Consider the following 23,293-nt stretch of genomic DNA (forward strand, 5'->3'; position numbering starts at 1 on the left):
GTGTGTCCGCTTCTCCCGCAGGTGATCTCAATTGGCTGCTCGACGATCTCGTCGACCGGCTGGCCGGCGTGCGCCACGCGGTGGTGCTGTCCACCGACGGACTGCTATTGGGTCGCTCCAGCGGAATGAACCGCGAGGACGCCGAACACTTCGGCGCGATGTCCTCGGCGCTCTACGGGCTGGCGCGCAGCGCCGGCAACCGGTTCGACGGCGGCGGTGTCCGTCAAGCGGTCATCGAACTCGACCGCGCGGTGTTGTTCGTGACCTCCGCGGGCGACAACGCCTGCCTGGCATTGCAAGCCGCCGAATCGGCCAATCTCGGCATGGTGGCCTACGAGATGAACCTGACCGTCCAGCGCGTAGGCAACTACCTGTCCACGACCCCGCGCCAAGACCTCGTCGGACATGTCGAGTAGCGACCGTCATGACCGATCCGCGTGAGCCCTGGTTCGACGATGCGGCAGGCCCGCTGGTGCGTCCCTACGCGCTGACCCGCGGACGCACCAGTAGCGCTGGACCCGAACTGGATATGCTCACCACCGTGGTCGCGGACACCTCCGCGTCCGCACTGCGACGCAGCGAACCCGAGTACGCCGAAATCCTCCGCCTGTGCCGGGTCTCGCAGACCGTCGCCGAACTCTCCGCACAGTTGCGTTTGCCGCTGGCGGTGACGAAGATCCTCGTCGGTGACCTGATCGGCGACGGGCAACTGATCTTCCGTGCTCCCGTTCCGACGGAGGCCGGACCCGATGACCTCAACATATTGCGAGCGGTACACGATGGAATCCGAAAACTTTGACCCGAGCGGCACACCGCAGTTGGCCGCCTCGGTCAAGATCCTCGTCGCCGGCGGGTTCGGCGTCGGCAAGACCACGATGGTCTCCGCGATCAGCGAAGTCGCGCCACTGCGCACCGAAGAGTTGATCACCGAGGTGAGCACCGGCATCGACGATCTGTCGGGCGTCGAGCAGAAGTCCACGACCACGGTCGCCCTGGACTTCGGCAGACTCACCATCGACCGCGACCTGGTGCTCTACCTGTTCGGCACCCCCGGCCAGGACCGGTTCTGGTTCCTCTGGGACGAACTGTCCCGCGGCGCGCTGGGCGCGGTCGTGCTGACCGACACCCGCAGGCTGGGCGACTCCTTCGCCGCCGTGGACTTCTTCGAGCGGCGCGGTCTGCCGTTCATGGTGGGGGTCAACTGCTTCGACGGCGCGCCGCGATACACGATCGACGAAGTACGTGACGCCCTGGACATCGACTCGATGACCCCCATCATGCTCTGCGACGCCCGCAACCGCAGCTCCTGCAAGGACGTCCTGCTCACCCTCCTCGAGTACCTGATCCAGCGGGCGCAGCGCGCACGCGCCATCACCTGAGCGGTCCCGCTATTCCCCACCCGGGGCCCGGCTCCCGGTGACGGCGCCCCGAGTGTTCGGGGCTCACATCTGCCGCATCGAGGCGACGAACAGCAGCGCGCCACCAGCGATCATCGCGACCGCGACGGGAACGGGCCACCGCGGCCCGTTGCGGCCGAGCAGGCCGCGGGTGAGCCACAACTGGAGCGCGCCCAGCCCGGCCAGGAGCAACAGCCACGCCGGCAGCAATCCGAGCCCGAGCGCGGCGTGCACCGCCCAAGCCCCCGCCAAGGTCGGCCCGCCCCAAGAGTTTTCGAAATCATCGCGCGCTACGAGTGGATAGCACACCCCACGGAACGCGCCGAGGACCGCGAGAAACGCCAGGAACCACGCCAGCAGGCCCACCCCACCACTGAGGACCGAGTGCGACACCGACCGGAGGGCCGAGAACCTTTGCGGCAGAACGGATTCGCCGAGCATTCGCCGCGGCACGCGCAGCCGGGTCGGGATTCGCCGCGGCGCCAGCGGCAGCGCCCGGAGTGCGTAGGCAGCGTAGCGCAGCAGCGGCCGAAACCAGGACATACCGCCGACGGCAGCGCTGTTCGACCCGCGATTCACCGCAGCAGGCCCGCGTCTACCAGATCGTCGAACAGCAACTGATCGACCGGAGGCACGAGGGCGCGGTCGGCATAGGAGAACCACGCGACCTCTTCGATTTCGCTGCTGACCGCCAGCGTTCCGCGGTAATCCGCGGTATAGCAACTCATCCGCACCAGCGCACCGTCCGCCGGGCCGTGTACCGCCTCGTAGGTGCCGACGTGCGCGGCGGTCTCCGGCAGCAGCGCGACGGTGAGTTCCTCCTCGATCTCGCGCAGCAGAGTCTGCAGATCGGTCTCGCCGCCCTCGCGCTTGCCGCCCGGGATGTAGAAGACGTCCTTGCCACGCGGTCTGGCGCAGAGAATGCGCCCCTCCTCGATCCGCACCCATGCCACCGTGTCGATCAGTTGCCGCACTCGCCCGTCCGCCACCGCCGCAGCCTATCGCCGCGCGGCGGTGACCGCGGAATCGGCCGTGGTCCTCGCGGTGCCCCGCCGCACCGCCGCTCGTGGCGCCGAGCAGGTGCACCGTCGCACTCGGCGCGGTGGCGGCCAGGGCGTCGACCTGGTCGGACTCCTTCTCGTACTCAGTTCAGCAGCGTGCCGACACAGGCGACCGTCGCCGCGGCCAGCGCCGACCCGGTGACCGTCATGGCGATCACGCCGAGCAGGGCGGTGCGGGTGGTGGCGCGCCGGATCGCGCCGACCGGGTCGGCCAGCCGCTCGGCGCGGGCCAGTACCGCCGTGCCCGCCGCGGCCAGCGCACCCGGCGGCGCGGGCTCGGTGATTCCGACGATCGCCAGCAGTCCGCCCAGCAGTGGCAGCGAACCGTGCTCGCCTGCGGCCTTGTCGTCGGCGCACATCTCCAGCAGCCGGGCGATCTCGGCCGCACCACCGGTGAACAACCGCAGGCCGGGCAGTGTGCTGGATATCGCGCGCAGCACCGCCGTCAACGCCGCGTGCCTGCCGGACAGGTGCGCGCGTTCGTGCGCGAGCACCGCGGCGAGTTGATCGTCGTCCAGCGCCTCCAACGCGGCGGTCGTGACCACGATGGTGTCGGGCCGTCCCGGTACGCAGTACACCTGCCGCTGCGGTGAGTCGAGCACGACCGCCCCGATACCCGGCACCGGTCTGCCGACCAGGCGCACCGCCCGCGCGTGGACGCTGGTGCGCCTGCGCATGTCCATCACGACACCCACGGCGCGCGCCACCAGCGCGACGGTGCCGGTGGCCACCAATGCCGCCACCGCGAACGTGGCCGCGTGGCCGGCCGCGGCGCCGTGCGCATCCACCGGAGTCAACAGGAATGTGGTGCACGCGCGCAACGCGTCCTTCGGATGTCCCCAGTAGGTGGCGAACTCGACGGTCAGCAGTGCCGCCGCGACGCCCCATGCGCTCAGCGCACCGATGATCGCGACCACCCAGGCGATCACACCGAGCCGCGGCGCGATCCCGCGGTGGGTCAGTCTGCGCAGCACGGGCGGACCGAAGGTCGCCACGACGCCGCCGTACAGCGTCAGTGCCAGAGCCAGGCTCACGGTACTTCTGGTGACTTGCGCGCCGCGAGCCTGCGTAGCGCGGCCCGCAGGCCGGCCGACTCCTCGGCGCTGATCCGATCGACGAAATGGCTGAGCACCAGATCCGAGCGTCCGCCGGAACCCAGTGCCTCCAGCATGAGCCGGGCACTGTGCTCTTCCCGGGTGAGCGTCGCCCAATATCGATAGGCCTTGCCCGCGCGTTCGCGCGCCAGCCAGCCCTTGCGATGCAGGTTGTCCATGGTTGACATCACCGTCGTGTATGCGATGTCGCGCTGAGCCGACAGCTCGTCGAAGATCTCGCGCACCGTTGTGTCCTCTGCGTCCTGATCCCAGATGCGGTCCATGATCACCGCCTCCAGGTCCCCGAATCCACGCACCGTACCGACTCCCTCATCCGAGCTGTGCCCCGTCGTGGGAACAGGTTACCGGCTGCGACGGGTTACTACGGAGGCAACCAGTAGATCCATCCGCGACGACCCACAATGTCGGAGGCCTGTGCGAACATATGTTCGTGTCCGATGCGCCCGTCTCCCGATCCGGCAGGCCCCGGATCCTCGCGCGGCCGGAGGCATCGATCCTGCATGCCGACCTCGACTCGTTCTACGCCTCGGTCGAGCAGCGTGACGACCCGCGGCTGCGCGGCAAGCCGGTGATCGTCGGCGGCGGAGTCGTCCTGGCGGCCAGCTACGAAGCGAAGGCGTTCGGAGTACGCACCCCGATGAACGGCGGTCAGGCGCGCCGGTTGTGCCCGCACGCGATCGTGGTGCCGCCCCGCATGTCCGCCTACGCCGAGGCCAGCAGAGCCGTCTTCGAGATCTTTCGCGACACCACGCCCGTGGTCGAGGGCATCTCGATCGACGAGGCGTTCCTCGACGTGAGCGGCCTGCGCCGGATCGCGGGCGAGCCGGTCGTCATCGCGACGCGGCTGCGCGCGGAAGTCCGCGACCGGGTCGGTTTGCCCATCTCGGTGGGCATCGCCCGCACCAAGTTCCTCGCCAAAGTGGCCAGCGCCGTCGCCAAACCCGACGGGTTACGACTGGTACCGCCGGATGGCGAACTGGATTTCCTGCATCCGCTGCCGATCGAAAGACTCTGGGGCGTAGGCGAAGTCACCGCGCGAACGTTGCACGAGCACGGCATCACCCGAGTCGGCCAACTGGCCGAGTTGGGCGAGCGCCCGCTGCGGGCGATCGTCGGTCCCGCCGCGGCCCGCCATCTCCACGCTCTGTCCTGGGCGCGCGATCCGCGCCGGGTCGAGACCGGTCGGCGGCGGCGCTCGATCGGCGCCCAACGCGCACTCGGCCGCGCGCACCGGCCGCCCGACGAGATCGAGGCCTACCTGCACGGGCTCACCGATCGGCTCGGCAGGCGCCTGCGCGCCGCCGACCGCGTATGCCGAACCGTGGTGCTGCGTTTGCGTTTCGACGATTTCACCCGGGCCACCCGCTCTCACACGCTCGCCGGGGCCACCGACCACACCGAGACGATCCTGCACGCGGCCCGCACCCTGCTCGCCGGCGCGATGCCGTTGATCCAGGAACGCGGCCTCACCCTGATCGGTCTCGCGCTGACCAACCTCGACGACGCTGCCTCGGTGCAGCTCACCCTGCCCTTCGAGGCCCGCGCCGCCAACCGCCTCGACGCGACCCTCGACGACTTGCGCAAGCGCTTCGGCTCGGCCGCCGTCACCCGCGCCGCCCTCCTGCACCGCGGCGAGGGCCTATCGGTCCCCCTTCTCCCCGACTGACAGGCCCGTGTACGCGAACACCGGTAGTACCGATACGGAAGGAAGTTCGGGTGGACGGGAATAGGGACTGGTCGGAGTATACGCGGAATCCCGTTCCGCTCGGCTCGGGGATGGAGGGGCTGGAGCGGCGATCGGTCGATTGGCCGGAGCCGTCGCCGATGCCGCTTATTGTGGATATGGCTATCGGTGGCGAGCCGGACGACGCGCTCGCACTGGCGGTCGCCGCGGGTGTGCCCGCTCTGTCGTTGGTGATCACCAGTGACGAGCATGGCGATCGCAGGGCCCGGCTGGCCCGTTGTCTGCTGGATTTGATGGGCCGCGGCGACGTCGCGGTCGTCGCGGGCGCGGATCTGGGCAACGACCACAGCTGGACGGCTGAGGGCCTGGTACCGGATTTGATCGGCCCTCAGCCGGGGGATGTCGGTGCGGCGGTCATGAAGGTTCTCGAGCGAAGTGACGGCCGGGTCGGGTGGGTCGGCTTGGGGCCGATGTCCAACCTTGCGCGCCTGCTCCAGGAGAACCCTGGGATAGGCGATCGTCTTGTGGTGACCCAACAAGAGGGCGCGTCCAATTTCGCAGAGGAGGGCCCGCATCGGAATATCGAACTCGATACGGCAGCGGCACGCTATGTCTTCGAATCCGGGATACACCCGTGGATCGTGCCGGCAGATATTTCCTTCCACCCGTTCAATGCGCTGACCGAGGATTCCATCGAGTACGACGTACTAAAAAAAGGGGTGGACCCAGCGCGAACCCTGCTTCGCCTACATCTGGACTTGTGGTTCCACGAGTTCAGCAAGTATGTCACTTTACATGGTCCGATCACTTTGGCTCATTCCGTCGGTATGCCGTTCCTCGCCGCGACATCCGTCGACATCGGTCTGGATGACGCCGGGCGGTTGACGCACGGCGATGCCACGGCATATATCGCGCGAAGCGCCGATTATCTAGCATTCCGACGTTGGCTGGTCGACCGCTTGGAGCGTGTCGAATCGAAGTTGGTGCGTCACCCTGCTGCAGAGCATGGAACCGATATTTAGCCGAACCCGTCTGCTCGACCCGGCCGAGGTCGGCTCCGACGCCTTCCACCGCTGTTGATGCTCGCCACCCACGCCGAGCGACCACTACCGCCGGCGCCGAAAAGGACTCGACGAATGTGACAGACTGGCTCGCATGACCCGAGGGGATGTACCGTCCAACGTCTCGGACACCGCGCGCTGGGTCGCGGCCTACCGGGCCCGCGAAACCGAACGCCCGGACGCACTGTTCCGCGATCCGCTCGCCGACCGGCTGGCAGGCGAACGCGGCCACGCGATCGCCGACAACGCACCGCCGATGATGCGCGACGGGTGGCCGATCGTCACCCGGACCAAGCTGATCGACGACCTCGTCGCCACAGCGATCAGCGAAGGCTGCGACCGCGTCCTCAACCTCGCCGCCGGTCTGGACACCCGCCCCTATCGGCTCGATCTGCCGGACGAGCTGCTCTGGATCGAGGCCGACCTGCCCGAACTCGTCGCAGAGAAGGACAGCGCGCTGGCCGGTGCGACACCGCACTGTGTGCTCATCCGCCGCGCGGTCGATCTGGCCGACCCGGACTCCCGCGCGAAGTTCCTCGACGAGGCGCTGGGCGCGATCGGCCCTGCCACCACGCCCGCGTCGAAAGCCCTCGTGCTCACCGAGGGCCTGCTCATGTACCTCGACCCGCCGACGGTCACCGATCTGGCGCACGCCCTGACCCGCCCCGAGATCGCCTGGTGGCTGCTGGACCTGAGCCTGGGCATGAAGAAGATGCGCTCCGGAGACACCTTCGCCAACGCGCCGATGAAGTTCGAGCCGCCCAACGGGATCCGCTTCTTCGAAGACCTCGGCTGGCAGCCCATCGAACTCGAAAGCCTGCTACTGCACGCCCGCAAATTCCGCCGTGCACCCTGGTACCTGCGACCGTTCACCTACTTGCCCCAGCCCGATCCCCGCAAACCCGTGCGCAACCCGTGGTCGGGGATCATCCGTTTCCGTCACATCTGAGCGCCCGGATCTGCGACGGTGATCGCCTTTTCCCAGCGTCCCTCGCCCGAGTGAACCAAGGGGCCTCGCGCATCGAACTCGGGGACGGTTCACAGAATGGAGACCTTGTGGGTACAGCGCACGTCATCCTCACCGCCATCGCGATCATGGGCACCGCTGTCATCTACGGGGCCGACATCTTCGCCGCCACCGTACTTCGCCCCGCGTTGACGCACCTCGACGACCATGCTCTTGGCGCTTTGAGCGGGTTCGTCCATTTATACGGCGACCGAAGACTCGTGATACCAGGCATAGGAGGCACAGTCGCGACGGGAGCGGCCACGCTAGTGGCCATCATCCAGGAAAAACCCGGAACGATCGTGCTCGACAGCGTGGCTCTCACCGCTCTACTGGCTTGGCTCGGCATCTACCTGCGGATCAATGCCCCCATCAACCGTGCCATGACCGAAGCAGCCCTGAAAGGCGAGACCCTCGGCGCCATCAGAACGCTCCAACGGAAGTGGGACAGCGTCGCCATCCCCCGCGCGACCCTGCAAGCCGTCGCGGTCGGGTGTCTCTTCGCCGCCACTGTAGCGAGCTGAATACGCTGGGCGGCGGTATGTCTGCGCAGCTTCCGGGAATGCCACCGAGGTCGGACAGGTGGAAGGCGTAGCGACCGTCGATGCCGATGTGGATGCGGATGAACGCCGGGAGTCGCTGCGCGGTCCTCATGCCCACCGGACAGCCCTGGGCGAACGTACCCAACGCCACCGCCAGACCTCCAGTTCGGCGGGACTTCCCGGCTTCGGTGCCCCGCGTGCAAGCATCGCGGCGACCATATCCTTCCGGGCGGCGCCGCGGCTAGAGCTGTCCGTGCTGGGAGTCGAAGGTCAGTACGCGTCCGCCCAGTTGGATCTGGGCGCCAGGCGCGAGGGCGACCGGCTGGCCGGGGACCGCCCGGACCCAGTCCTGGCGTCCGGGATGACGGATGTGGGTGCCGTTGGTGGAACCGCCGTCCACGACCGTGACATCCCAGTCGACCAGGCGGATCTCCGCGTGCGCCCGCGACATTCCACCCGAGCTGTCGTCCAGCCGCACCGGACGCGCACCACGCGCGACCGCCTCCGAATGCTCCGGCTCGCGGCCGAGAACACAGTCACTGTCCAGGACGAACGATGTGCCGTCGTCCAGCAGCAGCACACCGAGCGGCGGGCGCACCCCTTCGCTGAGCACGCAGGTGAGCTGATCCATCCGGATACCGCACACCGCGCAGAACGACACCCGCGGATCGTTGTGGTGATGCCGGGCGCACTGGAAACCCTGCACGATCACCCGATGTCCCAGCGTGTTCGAACCGGTCGATCCGAGTGCGTCCGCGACGACCCCGGCCGAGGGCACCATCGTCTCGGCGAGATCCGCGTCGGTGGCGATCGCGTGATCGCGATCGGTACGGTGCGCGGGCCGTGCCGGTGCCTGGAGATCGACTTCCGTCGCGGCGTCGCCGGAATTCTCTTCCTTACGCAGGTTCGGCGCCGACCGCGGGTGGGCTCCGGACTCCTCCGGTCCCGGCTGCGCTCCGGGACGGTGTGGTCGCGGCGCTGCCTGCGGTCCGGCGGTGAGATTCGACTGCGGCGCCGGGGTCGGATCCGGCATCGGCGGCCGGCCCTGGACGTGATGCGGTTCGGACTGCGGTCGTGGCTCGATGTGCGACGGCTCCGCGCCGGATTGCGGTGCGGAGCCGGCGTGAGGTTGCCGCGGGGAGTCGGCGGCACCGTGGCTGTCCGGCTCGTCACCGATCGCACCCGACCACAGCACCGCGCCCGAACCCGGTGCGGTCCCCGCATCGAGCGACAGGATCCCGCGCCCCGGCAGTGATTCCGCAGTCCAGCCCGCCTCGTCCACGAACAGCCCGGCACCGTTGCCGGGTGCGAGCGTTACGCGGTCCACGGTGAATCCGGCGTCCCGGCCGCGCAGCACCTCCGTGTGGCCCGGACCGGCGAGCACCGCGGTGACCCCACCGTGCAGGAACACCGCGAGGCCGTCGTCCACCGGTGTGATCACTCCGAATTCGACCTCATCCTCCTCGCCGTTGGACAGGCTCATCAGCCAGGTAGTGGCCAGTCGCGCCACGGCACGCCCGCTGCGGCGCCGGTCGTGCGCGACGGCTTCGCGCACGATGTCCAGCAGCGCCGCCATCGCGCGGGCCGCGACCGTGTCCGCCGTGACGAGCCCGTCACCCCGGTGCGCGACGACCACGACGGCGCCGCTCTCGCTCGCCACCAGGTGCGCGCCGGGCAATACCTCGATCTGCGCGTTCACAGGAACCGGCCGCCTTGGAAGCGCCACCGATGAAACACCACGCGCATGGGCCCGTTCACGATGAGCCAGAAGACGATCCACGTGATGACGAACTGGATCAGGAATGCCGCGAGCGACGGACGCAGATGCTCGGGCAGCACCACCGTGGTGTAGCGCACGAGCACCCAGATCAGCACTCCCTCATTGAGGATGGTGACCAGCCCGAACAAGGTCGGCCAGTCCTTCTCCCAGCGGAATTGCTGCAGCAAATGGTAGAGCAGTTCCCAGAGCACACCGACCAGAACGGTCGCAAGGAGCACCGACGACGTCACCCGGTACGCCTGACCGATGCTCAACGAGCCGGTCGGCAGGAACGGGGTGATGAGCAGCGCGACGACGAAGCCGATCACGCTCAGCGCGAGCAGACGGGTCTGGATTCGCCCGTTCAAAGTAGGAAGCATCGCTCAGATCTTCTCGTTCGTAACCCACAGCCACCATTGCCGCGTCGAGCGCAGCGGACCCATCCTCCGGCAGAAACCGAGCGCGGCCAGATCGTCGGCGATCTCCTGCGCGGCGATCTGTAAGCCGAGGAAGGTGTCCACGCCGGCGAACGGCCCGCCGAGCGTCGCGCTGCCGGAGGCGTACATCCGCCCCGTGCCGCTGCGGGTGCCGATCAGCTCGAAGGTCGTGTCCACGTCGAGCCGGCCGAGCGGATTGCGTCCCGCACCGGCGTGGTCGAGCAGGTCGGCCAGCAGCCGGTGCTCCCGGACGTCGGCTTCCAAGCCCGTGCAGTCGATGATGTAGTCGACGGTCGTGTCGAACGGTTGCGTCGGCGGCGGAAACGGCAGCGGCGCACTGGCGTCCGGAAGAATCGTCGCGACCACCCCTTGCCGGCCCGCGGCCGGACGCGGAGCCTGCATGGTGCCCGCCATCACCTGGTACCACCCTTCCCGGCGACCACGGCGCAACTGTTCCTGCCAGTTGTTCCGGATGGGGGTGTTGGTGCCGGAGATCTCCTTGTACGCCTGCGCCCGCTCCTCGCCTTGCAGCCGCCGCACCTTCTGCTTGAGCTGACCGCCCCACACCGACTTCGGATAGTTGAAGCCCTGGTAGGCCCACCCGTCGCCGCCTTTACGTCTGCTGAAGATGTTCTTGCCGTGCGAGCCGTCGACATACGTGCGGAACAAGTGCAGGATCCGGGTGTCGAGCCGATACCTGTCCCGGTCGTCGATGAGCCGTTGCAGGACGCGACTGGCCACGATCCCGCTGCCGCGGATCAGCACCGTGCCGGGCCGCCGCTGCAGCGCCTGGTAGACGTGCTCGTGCGGCTCGTAGGCATTGACCACACGGGTCGGGTCCCGATGGGTCTCGCGATACTCCTGCAGGTCCGGCAGCAGCTTCAGGCCCGGATACCCCACGGCGACATGGACATACGTACTGCGGAAGGCGACCCGCTTGGTCGGCGTCGAACCCGCGGGCGGGGTGAGGATGGTGAAGTATCCGCCGCCGTGGCGCTTGCGGACCATGCGCACGTGCCCTCTGTGCAAGGAGCGGGCGTAGCCGACGCGGTGGAATTCCCGCTCCATGGAGACGAACGCCTGACCGGCCCGCGGGGTGTAGTAATTGGCGAAGATCGGCTCGACGAAGACGTTCCACAGCGGCTTGATCGACTTGTCCGCGATCGCTTCCCGCACCGCGTAGGACGGGAAGCCCCAGATGTTGTCCGGTGTCGACGCCGAGTCGCTGCGCAGGCGCTCACCGCGGGGGATCTGTGACACCCTGGTGAGGTACTCGTAGGAGGCCCAGGGGTGCTCCTGCGGCCCGAGCACCGCCATCGCCTCGGCGGGCACACCGAAGATCCGGAGCGTGTCGTAGGTGACGAACGATCCGATCCCACTGCCGATGGTCACGAACGGTACGTCGATCACCGGAATCCCGGCGCTGCCCAGCAATTCATCGGTCCACACGTCGGTGCCGACGAGGGCCTGCGTGATATCTCCCCGCATTCGCCGGACTCTACCGGCAGATTCTTATCAACTGCTTGCCATCGGCTTTCGGACAACGACTGCACTGGTGACGCGCGGCGCACGACGCGCGCGAACCATCTGCGCCGAACCTGCCACGCGGTAAGCCCTCGCGGACGTACCATGCCGTTCGTGGCCGATTCCACTCGTTCCACCCCACTGCGGGTTCTCGTGTACAGCAACGACGCCGACACCAGGCGCCAGGTGATCCAGGCCTTGGGCAAGCGTCCGAGCCCGGAGTTGCCGGTGTTCGAGTACCTGGAGGTAGCCACCGCACCCGTGGTGATCGCTCAGCTGGATGCCGGTGGCATCGACCTGGCGGTGCTCGACGGCGAGGCCGCCCCGGCGGGCGGGCTCGGCATCGCCAAGCAGTTGAAGGACGAAGTCGACCCGTGCCCTCCGCTGCTGGTGCTCACCGGCCGGCCCGACGACGCATGGCTGGCCAGCTGGTCACGTGCGGAGGCGGTGGTGGCACATCCCATCGATCCGCTCCGGCTCACCGACGCCGTCGTGGCTCTGCTGCGCAGCCGTTCCGCGGCCTGACCACCTCGACGATTCATGGCGATCATGAATTAGTTGGCTCGGGCGTGCCTGCGCGCCCATACCCCGGAAGACGACCTCCGGGCCCGCGGCCCGTCGACGGCCCCGCCCGCCGCGCAATTGTCGTCGTTGCCGACTCCGAACCCGCTCGGGACCACATTTGACGTCGCAGTACCTGACATATCGCCGCGCCAACTGACCGTTCACCCAATGACACGCGGGCTCGCCGCGGATTACCACCGTTTCGGTCATAAATAGTCGTACTGAATTCGATCAAACGCCGTCGCCAAACGCGCTGCGGTCCGCCCTTTCAGTTGTAGGCTGTGCTCTATCTCACACGGAGACGGATCCGGTAATGACCGTCCCCGGGTGAAGCCGAGGGGCGAGTCCGGCCGAGGCGAACAACGACGTCAGCCCGCCTCGGACGCTGTTGTCAGCTGCAGCTCGCAAGGAGGGGAAGTGCAGTCGTGAACATCGAGGTGCCGACTCTTGTACTCGGTGCGATCGCGGCGGCGTTCGCACTGTTCTCCATCGCCATGGCGGCCCTGGTCGGCCCGAAACGGTACAACCGGGCGAAGCTGGAAGCCTACGAATGCGGTATCGAGCCCACCCCGCACGCCGTGGCGGGCGGACCGGGGAACGTTACCGGGCAACGCTTTCCGGTGAAGTACTACCTCACCGCCATGTTGTTCATCATCTTCGACATCGAGATCGTGTTCCTCTACCCGTGGGCAGTCCACTTCGATGCGCTCGGTCTCTTCGGTCTGGCCGCGATGGCGTTGTTCATCGTCAACGTCTCGGTGGCCTACGCCTACGAATGGCGGCGGGGTGGGCTCAGCTGGGACTGACCGCCGCGCAGCCGATTCGTAGCCGACGAGTGGAAGCGAGTCACTAGAACATGGGTCTCGAGGAAAAACTGCCCAGCGGCTTCCTGCTGAGCACGGTCGAGGATTTCGCCGGATACCTGCGTAAGGGCTCCCTGTGGCCGGCCACCTTCGGGCTGGCCTGCTGCGCCATCGAGATGATGGCCACCGGCGGGGGCCGGTTCGACATCGCCCGCTTCGGCATGGAGGCCTTCCGCGCCTCGCCGCGGCAGGCCGATCTGATGATCGTCGCGGGCCGGGTCAGCCAGAAGATGGCTCCGGTGCTGCGCCAGGTCTACGACCAGATGACCGAACCGAAATGGGTGCTGGCGATGGGCGTGTGCGCCTCCTCCGGTGGGATGTTCAACAACTACGCCATCGTGCAGGGCGTCGATCACGTGGTGCCGGTGGATATCTACCTGCCCGGCTGTCCGCCCCGTCCGGAGATGCTGCTGAACGCGATCCTGGCACTGCACGCCAAAATTCAACAGATGCCGCTCGGCGTCAACCGCGAGGAAGCCATCCGCGCCGCCGAACAAGCCGCGCTCGCCTCGACGCCGACCATCCGGATGGAGGGTCTGCTGCGATGACCTTCGACACCCCGGACCACACCGAAACCCCGCCCGCACACGACCCGATCGATGCCGCGGCCACCACCGGCCCCGAAGGCACACTGCCCCAGCAGGATTCCGTCCAGGCCGACGCCGACGTCATCGGCGTGCGCCGCGGCATGTTCGGTGCCACCGGTACCGGCGACACCTCCGGCTACGGCCGCCTGGTCCGCCCGGTCACCCTGCCCGGCGGCACGCCCGCCCCCTACGGGGGGTACTTCGACGAGGTGGTCGACGCGCTGCGGGCCGCGCTCACCGCCACCGGCGTCCGCCTGGACGCGGCGCTGGAGAAGGTGATCGTCTTCCGCGGCGAGCTCACCCTGCACGTACGCCGGGAGCATCTGCCCGCGGTGGCCCGTGCGTTGCGCGACGATCCCGCGCTGCGTTTCGAACTCTGCCTCGGCGTCGACGGCGTGCACTACCCGGAGGATTCCGGCCGTGAACTGCACGCCGTCTACCACCTCATGTCGATCACGCACAACCGCCGCCTACGGGTGGAGGTCTCCGCGCCGGACGCGGACCCGCGCATTCCCTCGCTGTACGAGGTGTATCCGACCACCGACTGGCATGAACGCGAGACCTACGACTTCTTCGGCATCCGGTTCGACGGCCACCCCTCGCTGACCCGGATCACCATGCCGGACGACTGGCGCGGTCATCCCCAGCGCAAGGACTACCCGCTCGGCGGGATCCCGGTCGAGTACAAGGGCGCGCGCATTCCGCCGCCCGACGAGCGGAGGGCATACAGCTGATGCACGACACCGACACCGAACCCGAGGTCACCACGCCCGAGCCCGCCACGGTCACCGTCGCTGGGCAGGACTGGGAGCAGGTGGCCGAGACACTGTCCGGCACGGGCGAAGAACGCATCGTCGTCAACATGGGTCCGCAGCATCCGTCCACCCACGGCGTGCTGCGGTTGATCCTGGAGATCGAAGGCGAAACGGTCACCGAGGCCCGCTGCGGAATCGGCTACCTGCACACGGGTATCGAGAAGAATCTCGAATTCCGCAACTGGACCCAGGGCGTCACCTTTGTCACCCGGATGGACTACCTGTCGCCGTTCTTCAACGAGACGGCGTACTGCCTGGGCGTGGAGAAGCTGCTCGACATCACCGAACAGATCCCGGAGCGCGCCACGATCGTCCGCGTGCTGCTGATGGAGCTCAACCGCATCTCCTCGCACCTGGTCGCCCTGGCCACCGGCGGCATGGAACTCGGCGCGCTGACGCCGATGCTGTTCGGCTTCCGCGAACGCGAGCTGATCCTCGACGTGTTCGAGACGATCACCGGCCTGCGGATGAACCACGCGTACATCCGCCCCGGCGGCCTGGTGCAGGACCTGCCCGACAACGGCGTCACCAAGGTGCGCGAACTGCTCGCGCTGCTGCCCAAACGACTGCGCGACATGGAGCATCTGCTCACCGCCAATCCGATCTGGAAGGCCCGCACCCAGAACATCGGCTACCTCGACCTGCGGGGCTGCATGGCCCTCGGCATCACCGGCCCGGTGCTGCGCGCCACCGGCCTGCCGCACGACCTGCGCAAAGCCCAGCCCTACTGCGGCTACGAGAACTACGAATTCGACGTTCCCATCACCACCGGATGCGACTGCTACGGCCGCTACGTCATCCGGGTGGAGGAGATGAAGGAATCGTTGAAGATCGTCGAGCAGTGCCTGGACCGGTTGCGGCCCGGCCCGGTGATGATCGACGACAAGAAGATCGCCTGGCCCGCCGACCTGCAGCTCGGCGCCGACGGACTCGGCAACTCCCCCGAGCACATCGGCAAGATCATGGGCACATCCATGGAGGGCCTGATCCACCATTTCAAGCTGGTCACCGAAGGCATCCGCGTTCCGGCCGGCCAGGTGTACGCGGCCGTCGAGTCGCCCCGCGGCGAGTTGGGCGTGCACATGGTCAGCGACGGCGGCACCCGGCCCTACCGGGTGCACTATCGCGACCCCTCGTTCACCAATCTGCAAGCGGTCGCGGCGATGTGCGAGGGCGGCATGGTCGCCGACGTCATCGCCTCGGTCGCCAGCATCGACCCGGTCATGGGCGGAGTGGACCGATGAACCCGGCAACACACGGCGATACCTCGAACGGCGCCGGCGACGGGACGACGCAAGTCCTGCTCGAACTCAGCACACGGCCCGAGCCCTATCAGCCTTTCGTCCGCGAACGACTCGAAACCGACGCCAAGGAGATCGTCGCGCGCTATCCGCATCCACGCTCGGCGCTGCTGCCCCTGCTGCACCTGGTGCAGTCCGAGGAGGGCTGCGTCACCGGCACCGGAATCGAGTTCTGCGCCGAGCAGTTGGGCCTGACCGGCGCGGAAGTCACCGCGGTCGCCACCTTCTACTCGATGTTCCGGCGCGCACCCACCGGCGACTACCACGTGGGCGTCTGCACCAACACGCTCTGCGCGGTCATGGGCGGCGACGCCATCCTCGCCGCACTCGAGCGCCACCTCGGCATCGGGCACGGCGAAACCACGGCGGACGGCTCGATCACACTCGAGCACGTCGAGTGCAACGCGGCCTGCGACTTCGCCCCGGTGGTCATGGTCAACTGGGAGTTCTTCGACAACCAGACCCCCGAATCCGCACGGGCTCTCGTGGACGCGCTGCGGGCCGGACAGCAGGTCACCCCGACCAGGGGCGCGCCACTGTGCACGTTCAAACAGACCGCCCGCATCCTCGCCGGATTCCCCGACGAGCGCCCCGGCGCGCTCGACGGCACAGCCGGTGAGGCGACGCTCGCCGGTCTGCGAGTCGCCCGCGAACAGGGCATGCGCGCCCCCGCGCCGGAACCGGACGCGGAGGGCAGGCGATGACACTCACCCCAGTGTTGAGCACCTACTGGGACGATCCGCAGTCCTGGACGCTGGACACCTACCGGCGCCACGACGGATACCAAGCGCTGCGCACCGCGCTGCGGATGGATCCGGATCAGGTCATCCAAACCGTCAAGGACGCGGGTCTGCGCGGGCGCGGCGGCGCGGGCTTCCCCACCGGCATGAAATGGAGCTTCATCCCGCAGGGCCCAGGCCCCGACGGCGTCACCAAACCGCACTACCTGGTGGTCAATGCCGACGAATCGGAACCCGGCACCTGCAAAGACATTCCGCTCATGCTGGCCGCGCCGCACGCGCTGATCGAAGGCGTCGTCATCGCCGCGTACGCCATCCGCGCGGCGCACGCGTTCATCTACGTGCGCGGCGAAGTGGTTCCGGTGCTGCGGCGGCTGCAGGCCGCGGTGGCCCAGGCTTACGAGGCGGGCTTCCTCGGCCCCGACATCCTCGGCTCCGGCTACGACCTGGAGCTGATCGTCCACGCCGGCGCGGGCGCCTACATCTGCGGCGAGGAGACCGCGCTGCTGGACTCGCTGGAAGGCCGCCGCGGCCAGCCTCGCCTGCGCCCGCCGTTTCCCGCCGTCGCGGGCCTGTACGCCTGCCCGACCGTGGTGAACAACGTCGAGTCCATCGCCAGCGTGCCGCCCATCATCCGCAACGGCATCGCGTGGTTCCGCTCCATGGGCAGCGAGCGATCGCCCGGCTTCACCCTCTATTCGCTGTCGGGTCATGTGACCCGGCCGGGGCAGTACGAGGCTCCGCTGGGCGTCACGTTGCGCGAGCTACTCGGCTACGCCGGTGGCGTGCGCGCCGGGCACCGGGTGAAATTCTGGACTCCGGGCGGCTCGTCGACGCCGCTGTTCACCGAAGAACATCTCGACGTGCCGCTCGACTACGAAGGCGTCGCCGGTGCGGGATCCATGCTCGGCACCAAGGCCTTACAGATCTTCGACGACACCACCTGCGTGGTGCGGGCGGTGCTGCGCTGGACGGAGTTCTACGCCCACGAGTCCTGCGGCAAATGCACCCCGTGCCGGGAGGGCACCTACTGGCTGGTGCAGTTGCTACAACGCATCGAGGCCGGCTCCGGCGTCGCATCCGATCTGGACAAGCTGCTCGACATCAGCGACACCATCAACGGCAAGTCGTTCTGCGCTCTCGGCGACGGTGCGGCCAGCCCGATCATCTCCTCGCTGAAGTACTTCCGCGAGGAATACGCCGAACACCTGCGGCTGGGCAGCTGCCCGTTCGACCCGGCGCGCAGCACGGCATGGGCCGAGTCAAGAGAAGAGGTCGGATGAAACCGGTATCGCGGAGCGATTCGATCAGAGGTGGCGGGCGAACGGCTACCGGGCCTGCCGCCGTGCGTGACCACAACGGCGCGCCCGCGCCCGCCGACCTGGTGACCGTGACCATCGACGACACCGCCGTCAGCGTGCCGCCCGGCACGCTGCTGATCCGGGCCGCCGAACTGATCGGCATCCAGATCCCCCGCTTCTGCGACCATCCGCTGCTCGACCCGGTCGGCGCCTGCCGCCAATGCCTGGTCGAAGTCGAAGGGCAGCGCAAACCGGTCGCCTCCTGCACCATGGCCGTCTCCGAGGGCATGGTGGTGCGCACCCAGCTCACCTCCCCTGCCGCCGACAAGGCGCAGGAGGGCGTGATGGAACTGTTGCTGATCAACCATCCGCTCGACTGCCCGGTGTGTGACAAAGGCGGTGAGTGCCCGCTGCAGAACCAGGCGATGTCCACCGGCCGCGCCGAATCCCGGTTCGACGGCCGCAAACGCACTTACCCCAAGCCGATTCCGCTGTCCACGGCCGTGCTGCTGGACCGGGAACGCTGCGTGCTCTGCGCCCGCTGTACCCGTTTCTCCCAGCAGATCGCCGGCGATCCGTTCATCGAACTGATGGATCGCGGAGCGCTGCAACAGGTCGGCACCGCGCAGGCCGAACCGCTGGACTCCTACTTTTCCGGCAATACCGTGCAGATCTGCCCGGTGGGCGCGCTCACCGGCACCGCCTACCGTTTCCGCGCGCGCCCGTTCGACCTGGTGTCCAGCCCGAACGTCTGCGAGCATTGCGCCTCCGGCTGCGCCCAGCGCACCGACCACCGGCGCGGCAAGGTGCTCCGCAGGCTGGCCGGCGACGACCCGCAGGTCAACGAGGAATGGAACTGCGACAAGGGCCGGTGGGCCTTCGCCTACGCCACCGAACCCGACCGGCTCACCACCCCGCTCGTGCGCGGCTGGGACGGCGAGCTCGCCCCCGCCTCGTGGTCGCAGGCGCTGGCCGCGGCCGCGGAGGGACTCGCCGCGGCCTTCGGCAACGCAGGTGTCCTGGTCGGCGGCCGGGTCACCGAGGAGGACGCCTACGCCTACGCGAAGTTCGCCCGAGTCGCGCTCGGCACCAACGACATCGACTTCCGCTCGCGCGCGCATTCGGCGGAGGAGGCCGACTTCCTCGCCGCTCGCGTCGCGGGTCAGGACGGCACGGTTACCTACGACAGCATGGAGGCCGCACCGGTCGTCCTGCTCGTCGGATTCGAACCCGAAGAAGAGTCGCCGATCGTCTACCTGCGGCTGCGCAAGGCCGCCCGCAAGCGCGGACTGCCCATCTACTCGCTGGCGCCGTACTCCTCGCGCGGGCTCGAGCGCATGTCCGGACGGCTGATGCGCGCCGTACCGGGCGGCGAACCGCATCTGCTCGACGCCATCCGCACCGGCGAGATCACCACGCCCGGAGCAGATCCCGCCCAGCTGGCCGATCTGGCCCGGCTGCTGCGCGAACCGGGAGCGGTGATCATGGTCGGCGAGCGAATGGCGGGCATCGCGGGCGCGCTGTCGGCCGCCGTACGTCTCGCCGACGAGACGGGAGCCGCCCTCGCCTGGGTGCCGCGCCGGGCAGGTGAACGCGGCGCGGTCGAAGCGGGTGCGCTGCCCGGTCTGCTGCCCGGCGGCAGGCCCGTCGCCGATCCCCGCGCCCGCCAGCAGGTCCGGGCCGTGTGGAACGTGCCGGAGCTGCCGGTCGGCGCGGGCCGTGACACCGCGGCGATCCTGGCGGCCGCGTCCGGCCTCGGCGCGCTGGTCATCGGCGGGGTCGATGTCGCCGACCTGCCCGACCCGGCCGCGGCGCTGGCCGCGATCGACGCCGCCAGGTTCGTGGTGAGCCTGGAACTGCGCCGCAGCGCGGTCACCGAACGCGCCGACGTGGTCTTCCCGGTAGCCGCGGCGATGGAGAAGTCCGGCACCTTCCGCACCTGGGAGGGCAGGCCACGCCCGTTCGCCGCCGCGCTCGGCGACGATATGGTGCGCCGTCAGACCGCGCCGCTGTCGGATCAGCGCGTGCTGCACGCCATCGCCGACGAGATGTCGGTGCGCCTCGGCCTGCCCGACATCGAATCCGCCCGCGCCGAACTCGCCGAACTCGGCGCGTGGGACGGCGCACCCGTCACCGCCCCCGTGCACCAGGCCAACCCGCTGCCGCGGCCGCAACCCGGAACGGCGGTGCTCGCCAGCTGGCGCATGCTGCTGGACGAAGGCCGCATGCAAGACGGCGAACCGAATCTGGCCGGCATCGCCCGGCCGCCGGTGGTGCGTCTGTCGGCGGCCACCGCCGCCGAGATCGGCGTGCAACCCGACGACCTGGTCACCGTCGCCACCAGCCGCGGCGCGATCACGCTCCCCGTGCTGATCAGTGACCTGCCCGACCGCGTGGTCTGGCTGCCGCAGCACTCGCCCGGCTGTTCGATCGCCGAGCAGCTCGCGGCCCAGCCCGGCGCGATCGTGTATCTGCGGCACGCCGACGAGAGGATGAAGGAGCACCGTCATGAGTGATCTCGCCGCGCTCGTCATGGCGTCCACGGTGACCCACGCCGCGTCCGATCCCTACGCGCCCAGCGGGTTCGGGCACGACCCGTTGTGGCTGGTGATCGTCAAGGCACTGGCCGTCTTCGTCTACCTGATGCTGATTCCGCTGGTCGCCGTGCTGGCGGAACGAAAGATCGTGGCACGCATGCAGATGCGCATCGGCCCGAACCGGACCGGGCCGTTCGGCTCGTTGCAGAGCATCGCCGACGGCGTGAAGATGGCGCTCAAAGAGGACATCGTCCCCGCGATCGTGGACAAACCGATCTACATCCTGGCGCCGGTCATCTCGGTGGTGCCCGCCTTCATGGCGTTCGCGGTGATCCCGTTCGGGCCGGAGGTGTCCTTCTTCGGTGTCACCACCCCACTGCAGCTCACCGATCTGCCGGTGGCGGTGCTGTACATCCTCGCGATCACCTCCATCGGCGTGTACGGCATCGTGTTGGCCGGATGGTCGTCGGGCTCGACTTATCCGCTGCTGGGCGGGTTGCGCTCGACCGCGCAGGTCATCTCCTACGAGATCGCGATGGCGCTGTGCTTCGCGGCGGTGTTCCTGCTCGCGGGCACCATGGCCACCTCCGGCATCGTGTCCGCGCAGGAAGGCACCTGGTATGTGTTCCTGCTGCTGCCGTCGTTCCTGATCTACTGCGTCGCCATGGTCGGCGAGACCAACCGGGCGCCGTTCGACCTGCCCGAGGCCGAAGGCGAGCTGGTCGGTGGCTTCCACACCGAGTACTCCTCGCTCAAGTTCGCGATGTTCATGCTGGCCGAGTACGTCAACATGGGGACGGTTTCCGCGCTGGCCACCACGTTGTTCCTCGGTGGCTGGCATGCGCCGTGGCCGTTGAACATGTGGGACGGAGCCAATTCCGGTTGGTGGCCGGTGCTGTGGTTCACCGCGAAGGTCTGGACGTTCCTGTTCGTGTTCATCTGGTTGCGCGGCACACTGCCCCGGCTGCGCTACGACCAGTTCATGAATCTCGGCTGGAAACTGCTGATCCCGACCTCGCTGGCCTGGGTCATGGTGGTGGCCACCGCGCGGGTGTTGCAGGCCGAGGGCTACCGAGTGCGAACCCCCATCCTGGTGATCGGTGGCTTGCTGGTCGCCGGCCTGCTGGTGCTGCAGTTCCTGCGGGCGGGCCGGGCACAGCCGACCGCGCCACCGGTCGAGGAACCGGTGGCCACCGGTTCCACCGATTCGACCGATTCCAAGGTCTACCTCGGCTTCCCGGTGCCGCCGCTGCCCGCCGACGCACACGCGCGCGACGCCACCCGCGGCAAAGCCGGGCTGTTCGAGCCGCTGGCCGGGTTCGCGGTCACCGCAGGCACCATGTTCAAGAAACCGAACACCGAGTTCTATCCCGAGCAGAAGACGCCGACCGCGCCGCGCTACCACGGCAGGCACCAACTCAACCGGCATCCCGACGGCTTGGAGAAGTGCATCGGCTGCGAGTTGTGCGCATGGGCCTGCCCCGCCGACGCGATCTACGTCGAGGGCGCCGACAACACCGAGACCGAACGGTATTCGCCCGGTGAACGGTACGGCCGGGTCTACCAGATCAATTACCTGCGCTGCATCGGCTGCGGATTGTGCATCGAAGCCTGCCCCACCCGGGCGCTGACGATGACCAACGACTACGAGATGACCGACGACAACCGGGCCGATCTCATCTACGAGAAGGACCGGTTGCTCGCCCCGCTGCAGCCCGGCATGACCGCGCCGCCGCACGCCATGCACCCCGGCGCCGACGAGGCGGACTACTACCTCGGCCGAGTGCCCGGCACCGCGCAGACCACCAGCGGAGCCACGGCGACCGATGCGCCCCGCGAACCCGCTGCCGCCGGTGCGGAAGGAGCGACACGGTGACCGAACTGATCCTGGCCGCGGAGCCGCTGACCCGCGCCTCCACCGGCGAGACCGTCCAGTTCTGGATCCTCGCCCCGCTGGCCGTGCTCGGCGCGCTCGGCATGGTGTTCGCGCCCAAGGCGGTGCACTCCGCGATGTGCCTGGCCGCCACGATGATCGCGCTGGCCGCGTTCTACATCGCCCAGGACGCGCTGTTCCTCGGCGTCGTGCAGATCGTGGTCTACACCGGCGCGGTGATGATGCTGTTCCTGTTCGTGCTGATGCTCGTCGGCGTCGACTCCGCCGAATCGCTGAAGGAAACCATCCGCGGCCAGCGGCTCGCCGCCGCCGCGGTCGGCGTCGGCTTCGGGCTGCTGCTCAGCGGCGGCATCGCCCACGGCGTGCGCGAATCCGAAATCACCTTCCCCGCCACTGGTTTTTCCGGCCGCAACGTGATCGCCGAATTGGCCGAACTGATCTTCCTGCGCTACGTGTGGGCCTTCGAACTCACCGGCGCCTTGCTGATCACCGCCACCATCGGCGCCATGGTGCTCGCGCACCGCGAGCACTTCGGCGCTCGCACCGATCAGCGCGAGCTGTCGCGCCGGCGGTTCCGCGAGAAGGGCCACCGCGCCACGCCACTGCCCACCCCCGGCGTCTACGCCAGGCACAACGCGGTGGACGTCCCCGCGCGGCTGCCCGACGGGTCGTTCGAGGAGCTGTCGGTCAGCACCATCCTGCGGCACCGCCGCACCAGGGCGCTCACCGAAGCGGCCGTCATCTCGGTCGGCACCACGCCCGTATCGGAGGGGACCGACACACCCAGCGACGAGGAAGGCAACCGGTGAATCCCGAGAACTACCTGTTCCTGTCCGCTCTGCTGTTCACGATCGGTGCGGCCGGAGTGCTGCTGCGGCGCAACGCCATCGTCGTGTTCATGTGCATCGAGCTCATGCTCAACGCGGTGAATCTCACGTTCGTCACCTTCGCCCGGATGCACGCCAACCTCGACGGGCAGGTGTTCGCGTTCTTCACGATGGTGGTCGCCGCGGCCGAGGTGGTCGTCGGCTTGGCCATCATCATGACCATTTTCCGCACCCGCCGCTCGACCTCGGTCGACGACGCCAACCTGCTGAAGTTCTGA

At 68.4% G+C, this 23,293-nt stretch carries 25 protein-coding genes; 18 read left to right on the top strand and 7 right to left on the bottom strand.

Translation table 11 applies throughout. The features are described from left to right. The first annotated feature begins 2 nt into the window (after positions 1-2). From ACT89H_RS07335 to ACT89H_RS07345, 3 genes are read left to right on the top strand one after another with little or no spacing between them, the layout of a single operon-like run. Positions 3-416 (top strand): roadblock/LC7 domain-containing protein, encoded by a 414-nt coding sequence (locus ACT89H_RS07335; RefSeq protein WP_355073958.1) that lies wholly within the window; start codon positions 3-5, stop codon positions 414-416. Between the two features lie 8 nt (positions 417-424). After that, on the top strand, positions 425-799 hold the full coding sequence (locus ACT89H_RS07340; RefSeq protein ID WP_445107750.1) for a DUF742 domain-containing protein: 375 nt from the start codon (positions 425-427) through the stop codon (positions 797-799). After that, positions 780-1,379, top strand: a complete 600-nt coding sequence (locus ACT89H_RS07345; RefSeq protein WP_445108245.1) for a GTP-binding protein — start codon at positions 780-782, stop codon at positions 1,377-1,379. Before ACT89H_RS07340 ends, ACT89H_RS07345 begins: the two co-directional genes overlap by 20 nt. A gap of 63 nt (positions 1,380-1,442) precedes the next feature. Here ACT89H_RS07345 and ACT89H_RS07350 read toward each other — a convergent pair whose 3' ends face one another. The 4 genes from ACT89H_RS07350 to ACT89H_RS07365 all read right to left on the bottom strand — a co-directional run bounded on the left by ACT89H_RS07350 (position 1,443) and on the right by ACT89H_RS07365 (position 3,869). Next, positions 1,443-1,940 carry a hypothetical protein gene (locus ACT89H_RS07350; RefSeq protein ID WP_445107751.1) on the bottom strand — a complete coding sequence of 166 codons (498 nt, stop codon included), beginning with the start codon at positions 1,938-1,940 and terminating at the stop codon, positions 1,443-1,445. A 32-nt stretch (positions 1,941-1,972) separates the two neighbouring features. After that, positions 1,973-2,386: an NUDIX hydrolase gene (locus ACT89H_RS07355; RefSeq protein WP_445107752.1), complete on the bottom strand. Its 414-nt coding sequence runs from the start codon at positions 2,384-2,386 to the stop codon at positions 1,973-1,975. A 155-nt stretch (positions 2,387-2,541) separates the two neighbouring features. After that, positions 2,542-3,492, bottom strand: a complete 951-nt coding sequence (locus ACT89H_RS07360; RefSeq protein ID WP_445107753.1) for a M56 family metallopeptidase — start codon at positions 3,490-3,492, stop codon at positions 2,542-2,544. Then, the gene (locus ACT89H_RS07365; protein ID WP_445107754.1) at positions 3,489-3,869 is read right to left on the bottom strand and encodes a BlaI/MecI/CopY family transcriptional regulator; all 381 of its coding nucleotides are present in this window, start codon (positions 3,867-3,869) and stop codon (positions 3,489-3,491) included. The genes ACT89H_RS07360 and ACT89H_RS07365 overlap by 4 nt, the downstream gene beginning before the upstream one ends. Before the next feature lie 128 nt (positions 3,870-3,997). On the opposite strand from ACT89H_RS07365, the gene dinB reads away from it, so the two are divergent. From dinB to ACT89H_RS07385, 4 genes are all read left to right on the top strand, one after another. Then, positions 3,998-5,239 (top strand): DNA polymerase IV, encoded by a 1,242-nt coding sequence (dinB, locus tag ACT89H_RS07370; protein ID WP_445107755.1) that lies wholly within the window; start codon positions 3,998-4,000, stop codon positions 5,237-5,239. Positions 5,240-5,349: 110 nt separating this feature from the next. Continuing rightward, positions 5,350-6,279, top strand: coding sequence for a nucleoside hydrolase (locus ACT89H_RS07375; protein WP_445107756.1), 930 nt, complete (start codon positions 5,350-5,352; stop codon positions 6,277-6,279). A 133-nt stretch (positions 6,280-6,412) separates the two neighbouring features. Beyond that, complete coding sequence (locus ACT89H_RS07380) at positions 6,413-7,267, top strand: class I SAM-dependent methyltransferase (RefSeq protein WP_445107757.1); 855 nt, start codon at positions 6,413-6,415, stop codon at positions 7,265-7,267. Positions 7,268-7,374: 107 nt separating this feature from the next. Beyond that, positions 7,375-7,848 (top strand): DUF1772 domain-containing protein, encoded by a 474-nt coding sequence (locus ACT89H_RS07385; protein ID WP_445107758.1) that lies wholly within the window; start codon positions 7,375-7,377, stop codon positions 7,846-7,848. Positions 7,849-8,107: 259 nt separating this feature from the next. On the opposite strand, the gene ACT89H_RS07390 is transcribed toward ACT89H_RS07385, so the two are convergent. From ACT89H_RS07390 to ACT89H_RS07400, 3 genes are read right to left on the bottom strand one after another with little or no spacing between them, the layout of a single operon-like run. Then, a complete protein-coding gene (locus tag ACT89H_RS07390) occupies positions 8,108-9,565 on the bottom strand; it encodes an FHA domain-containing protein (RefSeq protein ID WP_445107759.1) in 1,458 nt (485 codons plus the stop codon). Next, positions 9,562-10,005 (bottom strand): hypothetical protein, encoded by a 444-nt coding sequence (locus ACT89H_RS07395; protein ID WP_445107760.1) that lies wholly within the window; start codon positions 10,003-10,005, stop codon positions 9,562-9,564. The genes ACT89H_RS07390 and ACT89H_RS07395 overlap by 4 nt, the downstream gene beginning before the upstream one ends. A gap of 3 nt (positions 10,006-10,008) precedes the next feature. Then, entirely contained in the window at positions 10,009-11,550 is a 1,542-nt protein-coding gene (locus ACT89H_RS07400) for a hypothetical protein (RefSeq protein ID WP_445107761.1), read from the bottom strand. A 141-nt stretch (positions 11,551-11,691) separates the two neighbouring features. Between ACT89H_RS07400 and ACT89H_RS07405 the strand changes: the two genes are divergently transcribed. From ACT89H_RS07405 to nuoK, 11 genes are all read left to right on the top strand, one after another. Further along, positions 11,692-12,111 (top strand): Rv3143 family two-component system response regulator, encoded by a 420-nt coding sequence (locus ACT89H_RS07405; protein ID WP_445107762.1) that lies wholly within the window; start codon positions 11,692-11,694, stop codon positions 12,109-12,111. Positions 12,112-12,575: 464 nt separating this feature from the next. Continuing rightward, on the top strand, positions 12,576-12,956 hold the full coding sequence (locus ACT89H_RS07410; RefSeq protein WP_445107763.1) for an NADH-quinone oxidoreductase subunit A: 381 nt from the start codon (positions 12,576-12,578) through the stop codon (positions 12,954-12,956). A 50-nt stretch (positions 12,957-13,006) separates the two neighbouring features. Next, on the top strand, positions 13,007-13,561 hold the full coding sequence (locus tag ACT89H_RS07415) for a NuoB/complex I 20 kDa subunit family protein (protein ID WP_040866749.1): 555 nt from the start codon (positions 13,007-13,009) through the stop codon (positions 13,559-13,561). Further along, positions 13,558-14,334, top strand: a complete 777-nt coding sequence (locus ACT89H_RS07420) for an NADH-quinone oxidoreductase subunit C (protein ID WP_445107764.1) — start codon at positions 13,558-13,560, stop codon at positions 14,332-14,334. The genes ACT89H_RS07415 and ACT89H_RS07420 overlap by 4 nt, the downstream gene beginning before the upstream one ends. Further along, positions 14,334-15,659 carry an NADH dehydrogenase (quinone) subunit D gene (nuoD, locus tag ACT89H_RS07425; protein ID WP_445107765.1) on the top strand — a complete coding sequence of 442 codons (1,326 nt, stop codon included), beginning with the start codon at positions 14,334-14,336 and terminating at the stop codon, positions 15,657-15,659. Before ACT89H_RS07420 ends, nuoD begins: the two co-directional genes overlap by 1 nt. After that, complete coding sequence (gene nuoE, locus ACT89H_RS07430; RefSeq protein WP_445107766.1) at positions 15,656-16,420, top strand: NADH-quinone oxidoreductase subunit NuoE; 765 nt, start codon at positions 15,656-15,658, stop codon at positions 16,418-16,420. The genes nuoD and nuoE overlap by 4 nt, the downstream gene beginning before the upstream one ends. After that, entirely contained in the window at positions 16,417-17,739 is a 1,323-nt protein-coding gene (gene nuoF / locus ACT89H_RS07435) for an NADH-quinone oxidoreductase subunit NuoF (RefSeq protein ID WP_445107767.1), read from the top strand. Before nuoE ends, nuoF begins: the two co-directional genes overlap by 4 nt. Further along, complete coding sequence (locus tag ACT89H_RS07440; RefSeq protein ID WP_445107768.1) at positions 17,736-20,273, top strand: NADH-quinone oxidoreductase subunit G; 2,538 nt, start codon at positions 17,736-17,738, stop codon at positions 20,271-20,273. The genes nuoF and ACT89H_RS07440 overlap by 4 nt, the downstream gene beginning before the upstream one ends. Before the next feature lie 16 nt (positions 20,274-20,289). Further along, a complete protein-coding gene (gene nuoH, locus ACT89H_RS07445; RefSeq protein ID WP_445108246.1) occupies positions 20,290-22,170 on the top strand; it encodes an NADH-quinone oxidoreductase subunit NuoH in 1,881 nt (626 codons plus the stop codon). Continuing rightward, on the top strand, positions 22,167-22,997 hold the full coding sequence (locus tag ACT89H_RS07450) for an NADH-quinone oxidoreductase subunit J (protein WP_445107769.1): 831 nt from the start codon (positions 22,167-22,169) through the stop codon (positions 22,995-22,997). Before nuoH ends, ACT89H_RS07450 begins: the two co-directional genes overlap by 4 nt. Beyond that, positions 22,994-23,293, top strand: coding sequence for an NADH-quinone oxidoreductase subunit NuoK (gene nuoK / locus ACT89H_RS07455; protein WP_445107770.1), 300 nt, complete (start codon positions 22,994-22,996; stop codon positions 23,291-23,293). Before ACT89H_RS07450 ends, nuoK begins: the two co-directional genes overlap by 4 nt.

Source organism: Nocardia aegles (assembly GCF_052545135.1).

Coding starts and splice junctions, on each gene's coding strand:
- nuoE (WP_445107766.1), top strand. CDS start 15,656: ATGAACCCGGCAACACACGGCGATACCTCGAACGGCGCCGGCGACGGG.
- ACT89H_RS07420 (WP_445107764.1), top strand. CDS start 13,558: ATGACCTTCGACACCCCGGACCACACCGAAACCCCGCCCGCACACGAC.
- ACT89H_RS07395 (WP_445107760.1), bottom strand. CDS start 10,005: ATGCTTCCTACTTTGAACGGGCGAATCCAGACCCGTCTGCTCGCGCTG.
- dinB (WP_445107755.1), top strand. CDS start 3,998: ATGTTCGTGTCCGATGCGCCCGTCTCCCGATCCGGCAGGCCCCGGATC.
- ACT89H_RS07440 (WP_445107768.1), top strand. CDS start 17,736: ATGAAACCGGTATCGCGGAGCGATTCGATCAGAGGTGGCGGGCGAACG.
- ACT89H_RS07415 (WP_040866749.1), top strand. CDS start 13,007: ATGGGTCTCGAGGAAAAACTGCCCAGCGGCTTCCTGCTGAGCACGGTC.
- ACT89H_RS07345 (WP_445108245.1), top strand. CDS start 780: ATGGAATCCGAAAACTTTGACCCGAGCGGCACACCGCAGTTGGCCGCC.
- ACT89H_RS07405 (WP_445107762.1), top strand. CDS start 11,692: ATGCCGTTCGTGGCCGATTCCACTCGTTCCACCCCACTGCGGGTTCTC.
- nuoD (WP_445107765.1), top strand. CDS start 14,334: ATGCACGACACCGACACCGAACCCGAGGTCACCACGCCCGAGCCCGCC.
- ACT89H_RS07375 (WP_445107756.1), top strand. CDS start 5,350: ATGGAGGGGCTGGAGCGGCGATCGGTCGATTGGCCGGAGCCGTCGCCG.
- ACT89H_RS07340 (WP_445107750.1), top strand. CDS start 425: ATGACCGATCCGCGTGAGCCCTGGTTCGACGATGCGGCAGGCCCGCTG.
- nuoH (WP_445108246.1), top strand. CDS start 20,290: ATGGCGTCCACGGTGACCCACGCCGCGTCCGATCCCTACGCGCCCAGC.
- ACT89H_RS07380 (WP_445107757.1), top strand. CDS start 6,413: ATGACCCGAGGGGATGTACCGTCCAACGTCTCGGACACCGCGCGCTGG.
- ACT89H_RS07350 (WP_445107751.1), bottom strand. CDS start 1,940: ATGTCCTGGTTTCGGCCGCTGCTGCGCTACGCTGCCTACGCACTCCGG.
- nuoF (WP_445107767.1), top strand. CDS start 16,417: ATGACACTCACCCCAGTGTTGAGCACCTACTGGGACGATCCGCAGTCC.
- ACT89H_RS07400 (WP_445107761.1), bottom strand. CDS start 11,550: ATGCGGGGAGATATCACGCAGGCCCTCGTCGGCACCGACGTGTGGACC.